Origin of the sequence: Streptomyces sp. CB02366 (assembly GCF_001905905.1) — a bacterium.
GTDB lineage: Bacteria > Actinomycetota > Actinomycetes > Streptomycetales > Streptomycetaceae > Streptomyces.
In genome coordinates, this window is record NZ_LIVT01000005.1 from 280,411 (window position 1) to 298,639 (window position 18,229).

The window sequence follows — 18,229 nt, forward strand, 5'->3', positions numbered from 1 at the left end:
GCGGCCGCCGGCCCCGGACCGTGCGGCCGCCCCGGCGTCCGGTCACCGCCCCCGCGCGTCCAGCGCGCCGTCGACGAGCTCCTCGATCCGCTCGCGCAGCCCGTCCTGGCTCTTGCCGCCGTCCAGCCGCTGATCGCCGATCACATAGGTCGGGGTGCCAGTGACGCCGATCGCCTTGCCCTCCGCCTGGTCGGCGTCGACGATCAGCAGATGACGGCCGTCGACCAGTGCCGTGTCGAACTCCTCGGCGTCCAGCCCCAGTCCGCGTGCCACGTCGAGGAGCAGCGGCTCGCCCGAGCGCCCGAGGTCGTCGGTCCGGGCCAGCAGGGCCTCGATGTACGGCCAGCCCCGCCCCTGCCCGATCGCCTCCTCGGCGGCCTGGGCCGCGGCGTAGGCGTGCTTGTGCTTCTCCAGCGGGAAGTGCCGCAGCCGGATCTCGACGCGGTCCCCGTACCGCTCGCGCAGGGCGCGCACGTCGTCGAGGGCTCGGTGGCAGTCGGGGCACTGGAGGTCGCACCAGAGGTCGAGGACGACCGGCGCGGCGGGGGTGGAATCGCTCATGCGCCCAGTCTTCCAGGCCGGGCGGAGGCGGCCCAATCCGGACCGGGCCACCCCCTGGGGAGGAGCCCGGCCCTGAAATGTCCCTGAGGTGCACCGCAGCCGTGGCACCGCCGGCGACCGCCGGTGCAGGATGGAGGGGTCGTACCCCCTGCGCCTGGAGGCCGCCATGCTCGCCGAGACCATCTGTTCCGCGGTGTCGGCGGCGGGCCTGGGGATCGCCGCGGTGACCGCGTACCGCAAGCGGTTCCTCACGGCGACGCGGATCGCCGCCTACTCCCTGGTCCCGGTCGGACTCGTGCTGACCGGGGTCGTCGAATGGGCCGCCGGGATCGCCCTCAAGCCGAGTGTCTGGATCGGCTTCGGGGTCCTCGGCCTCTCCTGGCTGCTGTTCACGACCACCCGCGCCGTCGAGCGCCGCAGCGGCGCCACCCGCGCGGAGCGCAAGGCCGCGCGGGCGGCCGGGCGGAACGAGGCGGTCGCCCCGACCGCGTCCGCACCCTCGCTCGGCGCGGGCGCCGCGACCGGGCCCGCCGCCGCGAAACCGCGGAAGAAGCAGGGGGCCGCCGCCTCCGACGACGACTTCGGCGACATCGAGGCGATCCTCAAGAAGCACGGCATCTGAGGCGCGGGCCGCCCCGGGCGGCGCCCCGTCGCACCGAACGCTTGGCGGCGATTCGCATGCCGGAGCGATTACCGATGGCCACGTGACGGTGAACTCCCGTGCTGAACCCCCTGGTTGAACGGCAACCCGGTCGTCGATGCGTCATGATCACCTCGAGATGGTGGACACTTCCCGGGGCGAAGCCCCCGCACGCACCGCCGAAGAGCCTCGCGGCTGCCTCTTCGCGCTTTCCCAGCCGCCCCTGATGATCTTCCTGACGGTGGTCGGGGGCCTGTTACTGATGGCCGCTCTGCACGACCTCTTCATGCTGTGACCCGCGGCGCCCGGGCGGGGCCGCGTGGGGCGTCAGCCCGCCGCTTCCTTGCGCCGGGCCCGGTACGCCGCGACGTGGAGCCGGTTCCCGCACGTACGGCTGGAGCAGTAGCGGCGGGAGCGGTTGCGCGACAGGTCGACGAAGGCGTGCCCGCAGTCCGGCGCCTCGCAGCGCCGCAGCCGCTCCTGCTCGCCCGCCACGATGATGAACGCCAGCGCCATGCCGCAGTCGGCCGCGAGGTGGTCGGCGATCGAGGCGTCCGGCGCGAAGTAGTGCACGTGCCAGTCGTAGCCGTCGTGGTCGGTGAGCTGGGGGGTGGTCCCGGCGGCTGCGACGAGCCGGTTGACCAGGTCGGCCGCGGTACGGGGGTCGGGGGCCGCGAAGACCTCCGCGAAGCGTGCCCGGACGTCGCGCACGGCGGACAGGTCCCTCACGCCGAGGGCGCCGACCCCGCTGATGTGATGCCGCTCCGCGAAGGCGTACAGCGCCGCCACGTCGGGAAGGCCGTCCGCGGGGTCGTCCCGGGGCGGCTCGCTCTCCGGTGCGGTGTTCACCAGATCGACCACCGTGTCGAGGGCGATCCGGGTGTCGTGAGGGATCAGCACGCTTCGCTCCCTGGCCTCCGGCGGGCGGGCGCCCGCCGATGGCGGCTGACTCTACTGGCTCGCCGTGCCGGCTCCGGGCCCGGCGGGGGGCGGAACGAGCCCCTCCGGCGACGGGGAGCGGAGGGGGCGAACGCGTCGGCGCCGTCGCCGCGGTGGGTTCCGCGACGACGGCGCCGATGTCAGCCCTATGCGGTTGTCGCGGCGACGCCGTCGCCCCGAGTCGGACGGCGTCGTGCGGCTCTCTGCCTGGCTCAGCTCTCGGCCAGGATGTGGGAGAGCTCCGTGTCCAGATCGAAGTGGCGATGTTCGGTGCCGGGCGGAACCGCGGCGTCGGTCCTCTTCAGGAACGACTCCAGGGCCCGCGCCGGAGCTTCGAGCAGGGCTTCGCCCTCCGGGGAACTCAGGGCGATGCAGACGACGCCTTGACCGTGACTACGAGATGGCCAGACGCGGACGTCACCGGTGCCGGTGGGCCTGTGCAGCCCCTCGGCGAGGAGGTCGCGGGCGAATACCCATTCGACCGTCTCCTCCGCTCCGGTGTGGAAGGTGGCGTGCACGGCATAGGGATCGGCCGTGGCATACCGCAGGCCCGCAGGTACAGGCAGTGAGGACTCGCTCGACACAACGAGGCGCAGGTGCAGCTCGCAGCTGACCGTGGTGTTCATAAGCGCCAGGGCCTTTCGCTCAGTGTGCGCTCGGGGATTCGCACGTCGGCGAAATCGACATGCCACCTACGGTGGCGTTGTAAACCCCTCTGACCCATTTGTGATGCTTCGGATCCCCCGCTCGGCGGCGTGTAACTTTGAGTTATGCACCCATTCCGGTGACGACGACGGGTCGGGTAAGTTGAGTTTCATGAACGCGGAGAGTGACGAGCGGACCAAGGTCGCGGAGCAGACCGACGCGGCGGCCGCCACGGGGGAACCGGACCGGGAGGAACGCGAGCTGGGCTCGCGGGCCCCGGGCTTCATCAAGGCGTCGAAGGCGCTGCACCTGAGCTGGCAGGTCGGCGTCTTCATCGTCGGGCTCGGGGTCGTGATCGCGGGGGTGCTCATGCTGGTGCTGCCCGGCCCCGGCTGGCTGGTGATCTTCGGCGGCATGGCGATCTGGGCGACCGAGTTCGTCTGGGCCCAGCTCGTGCTGCGCTGGACCAAGCGCAAGGTCACCGAGGCCGCCCAGCGGGCGCTCGACCCCAAGGTCCGGCGGCGCAACGTCATCCTCACCACCGTCGGTCTGGTGATCGTGGCGGTGCTGGCCGGGATCTACGTCTGGAAGTTCGGGCTCACCATGCCGTGGAAGATCAGCGAGTGATCCCGGCCCGGTCCGGAAGCGCCGCTGACATGGGGTAATGTTTGCGGTGCGCCCGGGCGATTAGCTCAGTGGGAGAGCGCTTCGTTCACACCGAAGAGGTCACTGGTTCGAACCCAGTATCGCCCACCCGGACAGAGGGCCCGGGAGACGGATTCCGTCTCCCGGGCCCTCTGCGTTGCCCGCTTCCCGGCTCCGGGGCCGCCGCTCATGGCGGCCCCGGAGCCGGGGCGGTGCTCACCGCATCCGACCCAGCGCGTCCTTCAGCCGGCGGGCGTCGCGCAGCCGCTGCTCGTAGGTCGCGCCCACCACCAGCAGGAGCAGCCCCGCCAGGGCCGGCGGCAGCCACCGGGGGAGCGCCCCCGCCACCTGCACCACGTACGGGGCCAGCTCGTGCAGCCCGTCCAGCGCCAGCACCGCCCCGCCCAGGATCAGCAGCGCCTGGAGGCGGTGGCGCGCTCCCAGCAGGGTGATCACCAGCGCCGCCGTCCCCAGCGCCAGCGGTCGCACCCAGTCCGGGTCGGTCCAGGCGACCGCCAGGCTCGGCAGCAGCGTCGCCGCGAGCCCCGGCCCGTACGCCGTCCAGGAGGACGCCTCCGGGTCCTTGCGCCGCCGCAGGAAACCGACCACCAGCGCGGGCACCGTCACCGGCAGCGTGTACGCCTCGGGGAACGACACCCCCGAAGCCGCCAGCCGCACCCAGGCGGCCAGCACGAACAGTCCCGCCGCCGACCGCCCCGCCACCGGCCGCCGCTCGGGCCGCACCGCGGCGCCCGCCGCCAGCACCCCGCACAGCGCCAGCGTCAGGGCCAGGAACGGCGCGTCGGCCGCCGACAGCCCCACCGCGACCAGCGCACCCGGCACGCCCGCCAGTTCCACCGGCACTGCCACCGGGTTCCGCCGCAGCCGCGCCCCCAGCAGCACCGTCAGGGCGGGCGTCAGCAGCAGCAGCGGCGCGGACTCATGCCCAGCGAGCCCCAGGGACCGGCCCGCGAAACCCGTGAGCACCGTGCCCCAGACCACCGCGGCGACGGCGAACACCGCACGCGGCACCCCGGCCCCCGCCCGGAACGCCGCCCCCGCGAACAGGGCGGCCAGCGCGGCGAACACCGCGTAGGACGCCCCTTCGGAGGCCAGCGACAACAGCCCGGCGCTCACCGCCCCGGCCACCGCCGCCGCCGACGCGGTCACCGCCACCGCCGCCGAAGCCCGCCCGCCGCTTCCCGCGCCCCGTACGGCCAGGGCGAGCAGGCCGGCCACCAGCAGCGTCTCGGCCACCACGGCGAGGGCGTACGGCACGTCCAGTACCGCCCCGGCCGACAGCAGCGCGCCCCAGCCGAGCGCCACCGCCCCGGCGCCCGCAGCCCCGCGCAGCGCCGCCCCGGAGGGCCACCCGCGGGCGCGGCCCCCGCCGACGGCGTACCAGGGCGCTCCCGCGGGGCCCCCGGCGTACCAGGGCGCTCCGGTCCCGTACGCCGCCGTTCCGGGCGCCCCCGGCGGCCTGCCGCCCGGCACGCCCGCACCCGGCGCCCCGGCCTCCGGCGCCCCGGCCTCCGGCGCCCCGGGCGCGCCCGGCTCCCGCACCGTCAGCGGCGCGACGGCACGCACCAGCGACGGCCACCACCGGTACGCCGAACCCAGCAGCCCGGCCGCCAGGGCGAGCACCACCGGCGCCGCGGCCGACTCCGACCACGGCAGCGTCGAGCCCAGCGCGGACCGGAAGCCCTGCGGCGACCCCGCCCATACGTCCGACAACAGCGTGATCGGGCCCAGCAGCACCGCCGCGACCGACGGGACCGATCCCGCCAGGGCTCCGGCCGCCACCGCCGCCGACGCCACCAGCACCCCGCGCGCCGCGTCCTTCGGCAGCCGGGTCCGCAGGACCGCGGTCAGGGCGAGGCCGCACAGCAGGTACGCGAGCACCCGCCAGCCGTCCGCCACCGCCGCCGCGGGAACGCCGCCCACCGCCGCCACCGCGGCGAGCCCCGCCACCACGCCGCCCACGAGCGCGAAGCCCTTCGGGGCGCGCCACGCACCGGCCAGGGCCGCCGCCGCTGCCGCCAGCAGCAGCGCGCCCGGCGCCAGAGCGCCGATCGGCCCGGAGGCCGTCGCGGACAGCGTCAGGCCCACCAGCAAGGCCGAGAGACCCAGCACCGAACCGCCGACGCACGCGGTGATCCGCACCCCCGGGCCCCGGCCCCGCAGCGCGATCACCCCGTCCATCACCGCGGTCGCCAGCAGCGCCCAGCCGACCACCGGCGCCGGCGCGCCCGCGGCCCACGCCCAGAACAGCAGCGGCCACTGCGCCAGCACCACGGCGACCGGCAGCGGCAGGCGCAACGTGCCGAGCGCCAGGCCGTACGCCGTCCACAGCGCCGCCAGCACCGCGCAGGCGACGGCCGTGAAGCCGAGCCCGTCCGCGTCCGGGGCCGCCACGGCGTGGACCGCGTAGACGTCGAGCAGGGTCAGCACCAGCGCCAGAGCCGTCAGCGCCTCGGCGGTCGCGGTCAGCCCGCGCCGCAGCAGCACCGCCGGGGCGGCCAGGGCGCCCAGGGTCACCACGGACAGCACGGCCGACCGGCCGCCGATCCCCATCGAGCCCCAGCTCACCAGGGTGAAGGCGACGGCCGCGACCGCCAGCAGCAGCCCGCCCAGCGTCAGCAAGACGTTCTGCGCGCTGCGCGGCGCGGACGCCCCCTTCCCGGGGACGTAGCCCCACGGCTGTGCCGGAGCGGCCGGCCCGCCGCCGGGCGGTGCGCCCCAGGCCGACGGGTTCCAGCCGGGGGCGGCGGCCGGGACGGGCGGCCGCAGCGCGGCGAGCAGCCAGGCGCGCCGGGTCAGCAGCTGGGCGCGGCGGGCGTCCAGCTCGGCCAGTTCTCGGTCGAGGCGGGCCAGTTCCTCGGCGGGCGGGGGCACAGGTTCCATGCGGGGAGTGTGGTCCCGGCCACCCGGCTCGTACATGCGCTCGGATACTCACTTCCCGGACTGGGGGCACTGAGTAGAGCCTCACCGGAAGCGGTTTGAACGAAGCCCGCGGAGCCCTGTATGGTTCAACCCGTTCCCGGGCGATTAGCTCAGTGGGAGAGCGCTTCGTTCACACCGAAGAGGTCACTGGTTCGAACCCAGTATCGCCCACCGGGGAAAGCCGGTCCGCAGACGTCACGCGGACCGGCTTTCGCATGTCCGGGACCGCTGCGGCCCCTCATGCCGCCGCGGGCAGGTCCGGGCGCAGCGGCCACGACGGGTCCACCGTCTCCGGCGTCCCGCTCTTCGCGAACCACGCCTCCAGGCCCCGCGCCTGGGCCGCGTGCCAGGTCGCCTGGAGAGCGTGCAGTTCGGACGGCGACAGCCGCTCCAGCCGGTGCGAGAACCGTCGGCACACCGCTCGTACCAGCTCCAGCGAGGCCGTCGCGTCGGCCGCCGCGTCATGGGCCCCGTCGAGCACCACCTCGTACCGCGCGCACAGGTCCGTGAGCGTGCGGCGGCCCTTGCGGTAGCGGTCCAGGTGCTTGTCCAGCACCCGCGGGTCCACCACCCGCATCGGGGCCCCGTCGAGGTACCCGGCCAGCGACGACGCCCGGTGCCGCCTCAACTCCCGGTCCAGCAGCGTCAGGTCGAAGGGCGCGTTCATCACGACGAGCGGTCGGCCCGTCGCACAGCTCTCCGTCAGCGCGCGGGCTATCTCGTCCATCACCGGCGCGGGCCACCGCCCGTTGCGCTGGAGGTGGTCGTCGGTCAGGCCGTGGATCCCGGTCGCCGCGGGCGGGACCGGAACCCCCGGGTTGACCAGCCACCGGGTGACGCGGACGCGACCGCCCGCGGTGTCCTGCGCGACGAGAGCGGCCGAAACGATCCGGTCCCGCTCGACGTCCACGCCTGTCGTCTCCGTGTCAAAAGCGGCCAGTGGCCCCTCGAACCAGTGCGTCATCTCCGAACTCCTCGCACCCGCACGGCAGATGGAGTGATTCCTCTGCCCGATATCGGTGATACCCGGACCGTTTGCCGGATACGCCGTTTGCGGGCGGTCCGATGCGGTGACAACACAGGTGTGACGTCGAGGAGTTGTTCCCGGCGCCTCTCGATCCGTCCCGCCCACGACATCGCGACGGCAGCCCGCCTGCCGTCGGCCGGCACGCCCGGAAGGCACACGGAGCCATGGCGCTCGCGCAGCCCGACCCCGGGGGAACCGCCCGAGCCGAGGCCCCCGGGCCCCGGCCGCCCGACGCGCCGCTGCGCGGCTCCCTCGCCACCACCGCCTGCATGGAGACCCTTCAGGTGGGCTACCTGCACGCCGCCGCGGCGGCCGCCGGCTGCTCCCTGTCCCAGCCCTTCCCCGACAACGGCGTCGACTGGCACGTGAGCCACGGGGCCGCGGCCCACACCGTCGACGACGAGGTGACCATCAAGGTGCAGCTCAAGTGCACCTACCAGATACCGCCGCACCCGGCGGGCGGGGCGTTCCCCTTCACCCTCGACAACGCCCACCTCGTCAAACTCGCCCGCGACCCGGTGACGGTGCACAAGATCCTGGTCGTGATGATCGTCCCCCGCAGCCAGGGCGACTGGCTGCGCGCCGGACCGGCCGGCCTCGACCTGCGCCACTGCTGCTACTGGACCAACCTGGCCGGCCACCCGGTGACGGGCCGGCGCCGGACCACTGTGCGCGTCCCGACCTCGCGGATCTTCGACGACCGCGCGCTCTGCGACATCATGGCCCGGGTCGGGGCCGGAGGGAGACCCTGATGCACCGGTCGATGGACGAGCCCACCGGCGGGACGGGACCGCCCGCCGCCCGCTCCCACCCCGCCGCCCGCTCCTGGCCCCCGCCGCTCGCCGAGGGGGGTGCGGAGCCGCCCGACCCCGCCGTCCTCGGCGCGCTGCTGCGGCGGTACGGCTGGCAGCGGCGCGGGGGAGCGCCCGGCCGGTACGGCCGCTGGACCCCGCCCGGGCCCGGCGCCGGGGCGACCAGCCTGCTGGTGCCCGAGAGCGCCGCCTTCTCCGACAGCGGAGAGCTGGTGGAGGAGGCTCTCCTCGCCCTGCGCCGCAGCTCCGACCCCTCCGCCCGCGGCATCCTCCTCTCCCTCACCGTGCCCAGCGACGAGGTCCGCTGGTGGCGCGAGGCCCCCGAGACGGCGGCCGGGGCGGTGGGAGCCGCGGGCTGGAGAGAGGCGGAGGAACTGCGGTCGGCGGCCCGGCAGGTCCTTCTGGCCGGGGCCCTCGCGGCGCGCCGCCGGGCCGGCTACCACGGGGCCCGCCACCGCCGGAAGGCGCGGGCCGCCCTGGACGACGTACTGCTCGGGCCGGGGGCGGACGGCCGCGGCCTCACCGCGTACCTCCCCGTCGCCTCCGGGCGCGCCGTCGCCGTCCGGCTCTGCCACGCCCTGCACGCCACCCGCGACGCGGTGGACTACCAGCGGGCCACCGGCAGCCTGGACGCCTTCGGCAGCGCGGTCGCGGCGGGCGCGGGCCGGGAGCTGACCGAGGCGCTGATCACCCTGGTGCGCGGCTCCGAGGGGGCCCGCATCGACCTGCGGTGGGCGCCCGCGGTGGGCGTCCCGGACGGCTGCCCGGCCCGCCCCGCCCCCGTGGAGTTCTCCCCGGGCGACCTGCCGGCCCTGCGCGCCGCCGGGGCCCGCTACCTCCGCGACGAACCCGCCGTACGGGTCCGGCTGACCGGCGCGGTGGTCCGGCTCCGGCGCTCGGGACCGGGCGGCGCCGGGATCGTACGGCTGCGGGTGCTGGCCGGGGCCGAGGTCGGGCACGTCCGGGTGGAGCTGGACGAGGAGGCGTACCGAATCGCGGGCCACGCCCACCTGGTGGGGCTGCCGCTGCGGGTGGAGGGGCGGTTGGAGAGCCGGGGCGGCTTCCGGCGGCTCACCGGGGCCTCGCGGGTCGCACCCGTGCAGGTGGACGAGGCGGAGCGGGACCGGCTGATGAAGGCGCTCCAGGAGAACGTGGACTTCTTCGAGGAGGCGTGCGCGGGGGAGGAGCCGTAGGGCCTACCGGAAGGCGTTCGCATCGGGGGCGTACGGCTCGGTACGATTCGCAGTGCTTGGCCATATGAAGGCAGGCATCCCCTCAGTCAGGAGAGACCGGTGTCAGACGTCCGTGTGATCATCCAACGCGATTCCGAGCGGGAAGAGCACGTGGTGACGACGGGCACGACCGCCGGCGAGCTCTTCCCCGGTCAGCGCACCGTCGTCGCCGCCCGCGTCGGCGGCGAGCTGAAGGACCTCTCCTACGTGCTCCAGGACGGCGAGAGCGTCGAGCCGGTGGAGATCTCCTCCCCGGACGGCCTCGACATCCTGCGCCACTCCACCGCGCACGTCATGGCCCAGGCCGTGCAGGAGCTGTTCCCCGAGGCCAAGCTCGGCATCGGCCCGCCGGTCAAGGACGGCTTCTACTACGACTTCGACGTCGAGAAGCCGTTCACCCCCGAGGACCTCAAGGCCATCGAGAAGAAGATGCAGGAGATCCAGAAGCGGGGCCAGAAGTTCTCCCGCCGCGTGGTCTCCGACGAGGACGCCCGCCAGGAGCTGGCCGACGAGCCGTACAAGCTGGAGCTCATCGGCATCAAGGGCTCCGCCTCCTCCGACGACGGCGCGGACGTCGAGGTGGGCGGCGGCGAGCTGACCATCTACGACAACCTGGACCCCAAGACCGGCGACCTGTGCTGGAAGGACCTCTGCCGGGGCCCGCACCTGCCCACCACCCGGTTCATCCCCGCGTTCAAGCTGATGCGCAACGCCGCCGCGTACTGGCGCGGCAGCGAGAAGAACCCGATGCTCCAGCGCATCTACGGCACCGCCTGGCCCACCAAGGACGAGCTGAAGGCGCACCTGGAGTTCCTGGAGGAGGCCGCCAAGCGCGACCACCGCAAGCTCGGCAACGAGCTGGACCTCTTCTCCTTCCCCGACGAGATCGGCCCCGGCCTCGCGGTCTTCCACCCCAAGGGCGGCGTCATCCGCCGGGCCATGGAGGACTACTCGCGCCGCCGCCACGAGGAGGAGGGCTACGAGTTCGTCTACAGCCCGCACGCCACCAAGGGCAAGCTCTTCGAGAAGTCCGGCCACCTGGACTGGTACGCCGACGGCATGTACCCGCCCATGCAGCTCGACGACGGGGTGGACTACTACCTCAAGCCGATGAACTGCCCGATGCACAACCTGATCTTCGACGCGCGCGGCCGTTCCTACCGCGAACTGCCGCTGCGCCTCTTCGAGTTCGGCACCGTCTACCGGTACGAGAAGTCGGGCGTCGTGCACGGCCTGACCCGCTCGCGCGGTTTCACCCAGGACGACGCGCACATCTACTGCACCAAGGAGCAGATGGCCGAGGAGCTGGACCGCACGCTCACCTTCGTGCTGAACCTGCTCCGCGACTACGGGCTCACCGACTTCTACCTGGAGCTGTCCACCAAGGACCCGGAGAAGTACGTCGGCTCCGACGAGACCTGGGAAGAGGCCACCGAGACGCTGCGCCAGGTCGCCGAGAAGCAGGGCCTCCCCCTGGTCCCGGACCCGGGCGGCGCCGCGTTCTACGGCCCGAAGATCTCCGTGCAGTGCCAGGACGCCATCGGCCGCACCTGGCAGATGTCGACCGTGCAGCTCGACTTCAACCTGCCGGAGCGCTTCGACCTGGAGTACACCGGCCCCGACGGCTCCAAGCAGCGCCCGGTGATGATCCACCGTGCCCTGTTCGGTTCCATCGAGCGCTTCTTCGCCGTGCTCCTGGAGCACTACGCGGGCGCGTTCCCGGTCTGGCTCGCCCCGGTCCAGGCGGTCGGCATCCCGATCGGCGACGCCCACATCCCCTACCTCCAGGAGTTCGCCGCCAAGGCGCGCAAGCAGGGGCTGCGGGTGGACGTGGACGCCTCCTCCGACCGGATGCAGAAGAAGATCCGCAACCAGCAGAAGGCCAAGGTGCCCTTCATGATCATCGCTGGTGACGAGGACATGGCCAACGGGGCCGTCTCCTTCCGCTACCGCGACGGTTCCCAGGAGAACGGCATCCCGGTCGACGAGGCCATCGCCAAGATCGCGAAGGCCGTCGAGGACCGCGTACAGGTCTGACCCCGTACGAGGGACACGGCCCCCGGAGCGTCACCCGCGCTCCGGGGGCCGTTTCTCGTCCTCCCGGGTGAACACCTGGATCAGCCACGAGGAGAACGACCCCGTCACCGCGCCCAGCAGCGCCAGCCCGCAGGCCATCAGCCCCGCCGCGACCGTCCGGCCCCAGAAGGTGACCGGGGCGGCGTCCCCGTAGCCGACCGTCGTGAGCGTCGCGCACGCCCACCACACCGCGTCGCCGAACGTGCGGATGGAGGCGCCCGCCGCCGTGTGCTCCAGGTGGTAGACGGCGAGGGAGGCGGCGAACCCCAGGAGCGCGGCGGTCGTCCCCGCGTACGCCATCACCCGCGCGTACAGCTCCAGCCGCGGCCGGTCGCGGCGGCGCTGGACCGCCGTGTACACCCTGACCATCCGCAGCGGACGCAGCAGCGGCAGCAGCAGGACCACGGTGTCCAGCCAGTACACGCGCGGGAAGCGCGCGCCCAGGCCGCTGAGCCGCAACCGGGCCGCGTAGTCCAGGAGGAAGATCAGCCAGGTCGCCCACACGAGGACCGGCGCGATGTCGGTCCAGGGCTCGGCGCCGGGCGGGGCCAGCACCCGGACCGCGTATCCCGTGAGGAAGACCAGCCCCGCCAGGAAGAGGGGGACCTCCGTGCGCTGCTCCCAGCGGGCCAGCCGGGCGGGCGGATCGAGGACGGGACGATCGCTCATCGCCTCAGCATCGCGGGCGGCCGGACGGCGCGGCCCCGGCGACACGCCCCGTCGAGGTGACGCCATATGCTGATCCGCATGACGAGTGAGCCGGAGCAGCAGATCGGGGTGGGGACGCCCGACGCATTCCAGCGCCTGTGGACGCCTCATCGGATGGCGTACATCCAGGGCGAGAACAAGCCGAGCGGCCCGGGGGCCGAGGACGGCTGCCCGTTCTGCTCGATTCCCGCCAAATCCGACGAGGACGGGCTCGTGGTGGCCCGCGGCGAGCACGTCTACGCGGTGCTGAACCTGTACCCGTACAACGGCGGCCACCTCATGGTCGTGCCCTACCGGCACGTGGCCGACTACACCGAGCTGAACGGACCCGAGACCGTCGAGCTGGCGGACTTCACCAAGCGGGCCATGACCGCGCTGCGGACGGCCTCCGGAGCGCACGGTTTCAACATCGGCATGAACCAGGGCTCCGTCGCCGGCGCCGGGATCGCCGCGCACCTGCACCAGCACCTGGTGCCGCGCTGGGGCGGGGACGCCAACTTCATGCCGGTCATCGGCCACACCAAGGTGCTGCCCCAGCTGCTGGGCGACACCCGGGTGATCCTGGCCGACGCCTGGCCGACCGGGGACCTGCCGGTCCACTGAGGCGGGCCCCGGCGCGTCGTACGGAGGGGGAGGGCCGGGTCACCGGCCCTCCCCCTCACTCCGTACGAACGGCCTCCTACGCTTCGTAGACGTCGGCCTTGCGCGGCGCCGGGTCCTGGACGAGGCCGCTCAGGACCATCGAGCGGTTGTCGAAGCGCTCGGTGTCGACGCCGTTCTCCGCGAGGACGCGCATCGCCGCCGTGTGGACGGCCCGCAGCACCGGGGTGGCGGCGCGCATCGCGTCGTCCGCCATGAAGCGGTGGTTCCACGGCTTGGCCGCCCACGCGTGCCGCAGCCCGAACGGCTCGGGCAGCACGATCTTGCCGCCCAGGTAGTCCAGCAGCGGCGGATACCAGGTGAGGGGGGCCCGCAGAGCGAGCCGGACGACCTCCTTGGCGTCCACCAGCGCCAGCTGGATGTCCCGGGTCTCCCAGAAGCGGACCGTCTTGTTGACCGTCTTCGTCTTCGCCGCCGGCTTGGAGAGGAACAGGCCGTGCACCGGGCCGAGCGCGTGCCCGGTGACCTCGATGCGCAGCGTCTCGTGGAGCACGGTCACGGTGATCATCATGGTGATGACCAACTGGCCGTCCCACAGGGTGAACTGGACGCCCAGGTAGTGCCGGTCGCCGCTGCCGAACTGCTGGTGGTTGCAGATCCGCTGTATCTCGTGGGGCTTCACCTGGAAGGTGGCGACGTCCTCCCCTTCCGGGCGGGTGACGGAGTCGGCGTTCTCCCCGATGGGCGAGACGATCCAGTGCTTCACGGACGGCGTGGGGAAGCCGCCGGTGTTCAGCGGTCCGCGCTCCAGCATCTTCAGCTGGTCGTGGATGATCCGGATCAGGTCCCAGCTGCGGAACTGGTGGATCTCCTTCGTCGGGTCCTTGGGGACCAGCTCCTCGGCCAGCTGCCAGCTGCCCCAGCGGGTGCCCATCCCGAGGATGCCCTTGGGCCCGGCGTAGAAGACCGAGTTCGACTGCTGCTCGGCCGACAGCTTCTCCAGGCTCTGGCGCAGCGCCTCGCGGTCGGTCTCGTTGGGATTCTTCGGCACCGCCTCGGGGATCTTCGCGATCACCCCGGCGCCCGAGAGCAGGCCCGCCCAGCGGGCCCGCAGGTCCTTGGCCGAGGTCTCCGCGATCCGCTTGGCGATCAGCCAGCCGATCAGCGGGGCGATGAGCGCCCCCCGGACGTACAGCGCGAGCAGCCCGGTCAGCGGGAGTGTGACCATCAGGACCAGCGCGCCGATCCCGAAGGCGGCCAGCAGCACCGTGCCGACCGCGCGGAACGCGGTGTCCTTGGACTTGTTGAGCGCGTCCCGGATCCGGAACGCGATCACCCAGGCCACCATGCCGGGCAGGAAGAGCACGCCGAACACCAGGGTCACCAGGGTGAGCCGGATGTCCCGGGCCTTGCGCAGGTTGTTCGCCGACAGGCAGTGCTCCACCACGGTCTGCGGATCCGTGCCGAACGACTGGATCAGCGCCTTGCGGGCGCCGCCGAGCGTCCGCTCCTGGACGGCACGGGCGAACGCCTCACCGAGATTCGGCTTGAAGTAGTCCGACTTGAAGAGTTTGGAGGAGCCCGGCTTCACCTGCGAGGCGTGCCACTCGCTGTTGGCGTCGAGGATCGTCTCCACCGGACTGTCCCGATACGCCGCCGAGGCCAGGGCGTTGGTCGCCACCGTCTGGCCGCCCGAGCCCTGGATCGGGACCTGGGCCCCGGGTGAGAAGTCGAATCCGTCGTTGGCCACCTGTCGCCCCCACTCGCCGCACGTCTGCTCCTGCGGTGTGCCCAACTACCGTACGCGGCATACCTTCTGAGCTGCGCCCACAGCGTATCGTCCGGATCGCGCCACTGCCCGTCACCGGCGTGTCCGGAGGAGGTGTATGCGTCAGTGCGCCGGTCACGCGCCGGGGGCCGGCTCGGGGATTCGGCGCGGGCGTGCGCCCAGGGGCCTTCTCGGCGGGGGCCACGCCGGGGAGTGGTCGGGCAGCCGCCTGCTCGACGGCGTGGTCGGCCCTCGGCGCTCCCGCGGCGGCTCCGGAGCGGGCGTGCGCCGGGCCGCCGGGAGCGTGCCTCCCGGGCGACCCGGCGCGGCACGGGAGAGGGCGGCCGGACGCGGAGCAGCGGGGGCCGCGGACGCGGGGAGCGACGTGCGCGGTGCGCACGGCGTCCCGCCGGCCGGGCCGGGGCCCGATGACACCCGGACCGCGGGTGCCCGTCCGGTGGGAGGCACGGGCGGTGACTACGATGGGCCAGCCGGTGGCCGAAAGGGCCGCTCGGCGAACCGAACCCCCGGGAAGGCCATGCTGAACAAGTACGCGCGTGCATTCTTCACGCGTGTCCTCACGCCGTTCGCCGCTCTGTTGCTCCGCCTGGGAGTCAGCCCCGACGCGGTCACTCTCGTCGGTACGGCCGGAGTGATGGCGGGCGCGCTGGTCTTCTTCCCGATGGGGGAGTTCTTCTGGGGCACGATCGTCATCACGATTTTCGTCTTCTCCGACCTGGTCGACGGCAACATGGCGCGGCAGGCCGGGATCTCCAGCCGCTGGGGCGCGTTCCTCGACTCGACGCTGGACCGGGTCGCCGACGGGGCTATCTTCGCCGGCTTCGCCCTCTGGTACGCGGGCCGCGGGGACGACGACATTCTCTGCGCCGTCGCGATCTTCTGCCTGGCCAGCGGCCAGGTGGTCTCGTACACCAAGGCGCGCGGCGAGTCGATCGGCCTGCCGGTCGCGGTCAACGGCCTCGTGGAGCGCGCCGAGCGCCTGGTCATCTCGCTGGTCGCCGCCGGTCTCGCCGGACTGCACGCGTTCGGCGTCCCGGGCGTCGACGTGCTGCTCCCGATCGCGCTGTGGATCGTCGCCGTCGGCAGTCTCGTCACGCTGATCCAGCGGGTGGTGACCGTACGCCGCGAGTCGGCGGAGGCGGACGCGGCCGAGGCCGCCGCCGCGGGGCCGAGGGACGCGGACGCCCCCGGCCGGGGGAGCGAGGCCGACCGGTGACCGCCTCCGACCTGAAGGGCCGGCTCACCGACGGGCTGTACGGACTGGGCTGGGGCGCGGTCAAGAAGCTGCCCGAGCCCGCCGCCGCCCGGCTCTTCCGCACCATCGCCGACCAGACGTGGAAACGGCGCGGCAAGAGCGTGCTGCGGCTGGAGTCGAACCTCGCCCGGGTCGTCCCCGACGCCACCCCGCAGCGGCTGGCCGAGCTGTCGCGGGCCGGGATGCGCTCCTACATGCGGTACTGGATGGAGTCGTTCCGGCTGCCCGCCTGGACCCCGGAGCGGATCAGGGCGAGCGTCGACGTCAGGGACGCCCACCTGCTCACCGAGGGCCTGGACGCCGGGAAGGGCGTGATCCTGGCCCTGCCCCACCTCGGCAACTGGGACCTCGCGGGCGCCTGGGTCACCACCGCTCTCAAGGTCCCCTTCACCACCGTCGCCGAACGGCTGGAGCCCGCCACCCTCTACGACCGGTTCGTCGCCTACCGCGAGGGCCTGGGCATGGAGGTCCTGCCGCACAGCGGCGGGTCCGCCTTCGGCGCCCTGGCCCGGCGGCTGCGCGCGGGCGGCCTGGTCTGCCTGGTCGCGGACCGGGACCTGTCCGCGACCGGCGTCGAGGTGTCGTTCTTCGGCGCCGCCGCCCGGATGCCCGCGGGACCGGCGCTCCTCGCCCAGCAGACGGGCGCTCTGCTGCTGCCGGTGACGCTCTGGTACGACGGCACGCCGGTGATGGGCGCGCGCGTCCACCCGGCGGTCGAGGAGCCCGAGGAGGGCGCCCGCGCCGAGAAGACCGCCGCCATGACCCAGGCCCTGGCCGACGCCTTCGCCGACGGCATCGCCGAGCACCCGGAGGACTGGCACATGCTCCAGCGGCTCTGGCTGGACGACCTGGACCCCCGGAAGGAACCGACGTGAAGATCGGCATCGTCTGCCCGTACTCCTGGGACGTACCGGGCGGCGTGCAGTTCCACATCCGGGACCTCGCCGAACACCTGAACCGGCTCGGCCACGAGGTCTCCGTCCTCGCCCCCGCCGACGACGAGACCCCCCTGCCGCCCTACGTCGTCTCGGCGGGCCGGGCCGTCCCCGTCCCGTACAACGGGTCCGTGGCACGGCTGAACTTCGGCTTCCTCTCGGCGGCCCGGGTGCGGCGCTGGCTGCACGACGGAACGTTCGACGTCATCCACATCCACGAGCCGACCTCTCCGTCGCTGGGCCTGCTGGCCTGCTGGGCGGCCCAGGGGCCGATCGTGGCCACCTTCCACACCTCCAACCCCCGCTCCCGGGCGATGATCGCCGCGTATCCGATCCTCCAGCCCGCGCTGGAGAAGATCAGCGCCCGGATCGCCGTCAGCGAGTACGCCCGGCGCACCCTGGTCGAGCACCTGGGCGGGGACGCGGTCGTCATCCCCAACGGCGTCGACGTCGGCTTCTTCGCCGACGCCGAGCCGAAGGCCGAGTGGCAGGGCCAGACCCTCGGCTTCATCGGCCGCATCGACGAGCCCCGCAAGGGCCTGCCCGTCCTGATGAAGGCGCTCCCCGCGATCCTCGCCGCCCGCCCCGAGGCCCGGCTGCTGGTCGCCGGGCGCGGCGACGAGGAGGAGGCGGTGGCCGCACTGCCGAAGGAGCTGCGCGGACGCGTCGAGTTCCTCGGCATGGTCAGTGACGAGGACAAGGCCCGGCTGCTGCGCAGCGTCGACGTGTACGTGGCCCCCAACACCGGCGGCGAGAGCTTCGGCATCATCCTGGTCGAGGCGCTGTCGGCCGGTGCGCCGGTCCTCGCCAGCGACCTGGACGCCTTCGCGCAGGTGCTGGACCAGGGCGCGGCGGGCGACCTGTTCGCCAACGAGGACGCCGACGCGCTGGCGGCCGCCGCGATCCGGCTGCTGGGCGACCCCGAGCGCCGGGCCGGACTGCGTGAGCGCGGCGAGGCCCACGTACGCCGCTTCGACTGGGGGACGGTGGGGGCCGACATCCTCGCGGTGTACGAGACGGTCACCGACGGGGCCGCCTCGGTCGCGGCGGACGAACGCTCCGGGCTGCGGGCCCGGTTCGGACTCGCGCGGCCCTGAGGGCCTGTCGTCGCACTGCCGCCTGCCGGGCGGCGCCTGGCACGCACGCTCGCGGTGTTGCCGACATGCCCCGGCAGCTCCGCTGCAAGACCGTCCCGGCGCCTTGCGATCGCACGCACCATGCACCGCCCGGCCGCCCTCCGGGCGACGACGGCGGTGTGACGACAGGCCCTGAGGGCCCTCCTCCGGGCCAGGAGGCTTCCGTCCGGACCGGGCCGACCGGGTGGACCAGCCGGTTCAGGGGGGATCAGGGGGCTCGTGCCGGATCCCGCGGGCCGGCGCGAGCCCGCCGGGAGGCCCTTCACGGGCCGCTCCCCGCTCCGGA

Annotated in this window: 17 protein-coding genes and 2 tRNA genes; 12 read left to right on the forward strand and 7 right to left on the reverse strand. The window is 73.5% G+C overall.

Annotated elements, in window-relative coordinates; all coding sequences use genetic code 11:
- Positions 1–42: 42 nt before the first annotated feature.
- Complete coding sequence (locus AMK24_RS18300) at positions 43–561, reverse strand: DsbA family protein (RefSeq protein WP_073769841.1); 519 nt, start codon at positions 559–561, stop codon at positions 43–45.
- 166 nt (positions 562–727) lie between these two features.
- Here AMK24_RS18300 and AMK24_RS18305 point away from each other — a divergent pair, with 166 nt between their 5' ends.
- Positions 728–1,183 (forward strand): hypothetical protein, encoded by a 456-nt coding sequence (locus AMK24_RS18305; protein ID WP_073769986.1) that lies wholly within the window; start codon positions 728–730, stop codon positions 1,181–1,183.
- Between the two features lie 157 nt (positions 1,184–1,340).
- Positions 1,341–1,496, forward strand: a complete 156-nt coding sequence (locus AMK24_RS34235) for a hypothetical protein (protein WP_167345063.1) — start codon at positions 1,341–1,343, stop codon at positions 1,494–1,496.
- 32 nt (positions 1,497–1,528) lie between these two features.
- Here the strand turns inward: AMK24_RS34235 and AMK24_RS18310 are convergent, their stop codons facing one another.
- Positions 1,529–2,101: a CGNR zinc finger domain-containing protein gene (locus tag AMK24_RS18310; protein ID WP_073769842.1), complete on the reverse strand. Its 573-nt coding sequence runs from the start codon at positions 2,099–2,101 to the stop codon at positions 1,529–1,531.
- A 251-nt stretch (positions 2,102–2,352) separates the two neighbouring features.
- The gene (locus AMK24_RS18315) at positions 2,353–2,766 is read right to left on the reverse strand and encodes an SsgA family sporulation/cell division regulator (protein WP_030589699.1); all 414 of its coding nucleotides are present in this window, start codon (positions 2,764–2,766) and stop codon (positions 2,353–2,355) included.
- Between the two features lie 190 nt (positions 2,767–2,956).
- On the opposite strand from AMK24_RS18315, the gene AMK24_RS18320 reads away from it, so the two are divergent.
- Positions 2,957–3,412, forward strand: a complete 456-nt coding sequence (locus tag AMK24_RS18320; RefSeq protein WP_073769843.1) for a TIGR02611 family protein — start codon at positions 2,957–2,959, stop codon at positions 3,410–3,412.
- A 54-nt stretch (positions 3,413–3,466) separates the two neighbouring features.
- Positions 3,467–3,538, forward strand: a tRNA-Val gene (locus AMK24_RS18325).
- 108 nt (positions 3,539–3,646) lie between these two features.
- Here AMK24_RS18325 and AMK24_RS18330 read toward each other — a convergent pair.
- A complete protein-coding gene (locus AMK24_RS18330) occupies positions 3,647–6,334 on the reverse strand; it encodes an SCO7613 C-terminal domain-containing membrane protein (protein ID WP_079190552.1) in 2,688 nt (895 codons plus the stop codon).
- Positions 6,335–6,472: 138 nt separating this feature from the next.
- Between AMK24_RS18330 and AMK24_RS18335 the strand changes: the two genes are divergently transcribed.
- Positions 6,473–6,544, forward strand: a tRNA-Val gene (locus AMK24_RS18335).
- A 67-nt stretch (positions 6,545–6,611) separates the two neighbouring features.
- On the opposite strand, the gene AMK24_RS18340 is transcribed toward AMK24_RS18335, so the two are convergent.
- Positions 6,612–7,337: a 3'-5' exonuclease gene (locus AMK24_RS18340; protein WP_073769845.1), complete on the reverse strand. Its 726-nt coding sequence runs from the start codon at positions 7,335–7,337 to the stop codon at positions 6,612–6,614.
- Positions 7,338–7,564: 227 nt separating this feature from the next.
- Here AMK24_RS18340 and AMK24_RS18345 point away from each other — a divergent pair, with 227 nt between their 5' ends.
- From AMK24_RS18345 to thrS, 3 genes are all read left to right on the forward strand, one after another.
- Positions 7,565–8,152: a DUF4365 domain-containing protein gene (locus tag AMK24_RS18345; protein ID WP_073769846.1), complete on the forward strand. Its 588-nt coding sequence runs from the start codon at positions 7,565–7,567 to the stop codon at positions 8,150–8,152.
- Positions 8,152–9,405, forward strand: a complete 1,254-nt coding sequence (locus AMK24_RS18350; RefSeq protein WP_073769847.1) for a hypothetical protein — start codon at positions 8,152–8,154, stop codon at positions 9,403–9,405. The genes AMK24_RS18345 and AMK24_RS18350 overlap by 1 nt, the downstream gene beginning before the upstream one ends.
- Positions 9,406–9,504: 99 nt before the next feature.
- The gene (gene thrS, locus AMK24_RS18355; RefSeq protein WP_073769848.1) at positions 9,505–11,481 is read left to right on the forward strand and encodes a threonine--tRNA ligase; all 1,977 of its coding nucleotides are present in this window, start codon (positions 9,505–9,507) and stop codon (positions 11,479–11,481) included.
- Positions 11,482–11,511: 30 nt separating this feature from the next.
- On the opposite strand, the gene AMK24_RS18360 is transcribed toward thrS, so the two are convergent.
- Entirely contained in the window at positions 11,512–12,189 is a 678-nt protein-coding gene (locus AMK24_RS18360) for a potassium channel family protein (RefSeq protein WP_073769849.1), read from the reverse strand.
- A 66-nt stretch (positions 12,190–12,255) separates the two neighbouring features.
- Here AMK24_RS18360 and AMK24_RS18365 point away from each other — a divergent pair, with 66 nt between their 5' ends.
- Positions 12,256–12,831 (forward strand): HIT family protein, encoded by a 576-nt coding sequence (locus AMK24_RS18365; protein WP_073769850.1) that lies wholly within the window; start codon positions 12,256–12,258, stop codon positions 12,829–12,831.
- Between the two features lie 76 nt (positions 12,832–12,907).
- Here AMK24_RS18365 and AMK24_RS18370 read toward each other — a convergent pair whose 3' ends face one another.
- On the reverse strand, positions 12,908–14,578 hold the full coding sequence (locus AMK24_RS18370; protein ID WP_073769851.1) for a hypothetical protein: 1,671 nt from the start codon (positions 14,576–14,578) through the stop codon (positions 12,908–12,910).
- Between the two features lie 556 nt (positions 14,579–15,134).
- Here AMK24_RS18370 and pgsA point away from each other — a divergent pair.
- From pgsA to AMK24_RS18385, 3 genes are read left to right on the forward strand one after another with little or no spacing between them, the layout of a single operon-like run.
- Complete coding sequence (pgsA, locus tag AMK24_RS18375) at positions 15,135–15,833, forward strand: phosphatidylinositol phosphate synthase (RefSeq protein WP_073769852.1); 699 nt, start codon at positions 15,135–15,137, stop codon at positions 15,831–15,833.
- Positions 15,830–16,747 carry a phosphatidylinositol mannoside acyltransferase gene (locus AMK24_RS18380; RefSeq protein ID WP_073769853.1) on the forward strand — a complete coding sequence of 306 codons (918 nt, stop codon included), beginning with the start codon at positions 15,830–15,832 and terminating at the stop codon, positions 16,745–16,747. The genes pgsA and AMK24_RS18380 overlap by 4 nt, the downstream gene beginning before the upstream one ends.
- Entirely contained in the window at positions 16,744–17,904 is a 1,161-nt protein-coding gene (locus AMK24_RS18385; RefSeq protein WP_073769854.1) for a glycosyltransferase family 4 protein, read from the forward strand. The genes AMK24_RS18380 and AMK24_RS18385 overlap by 4 nt, the downstream gene beginning before the upstream one ends.
- Positions 17,905–18,229: the final 325 nt, after the last annotated feature.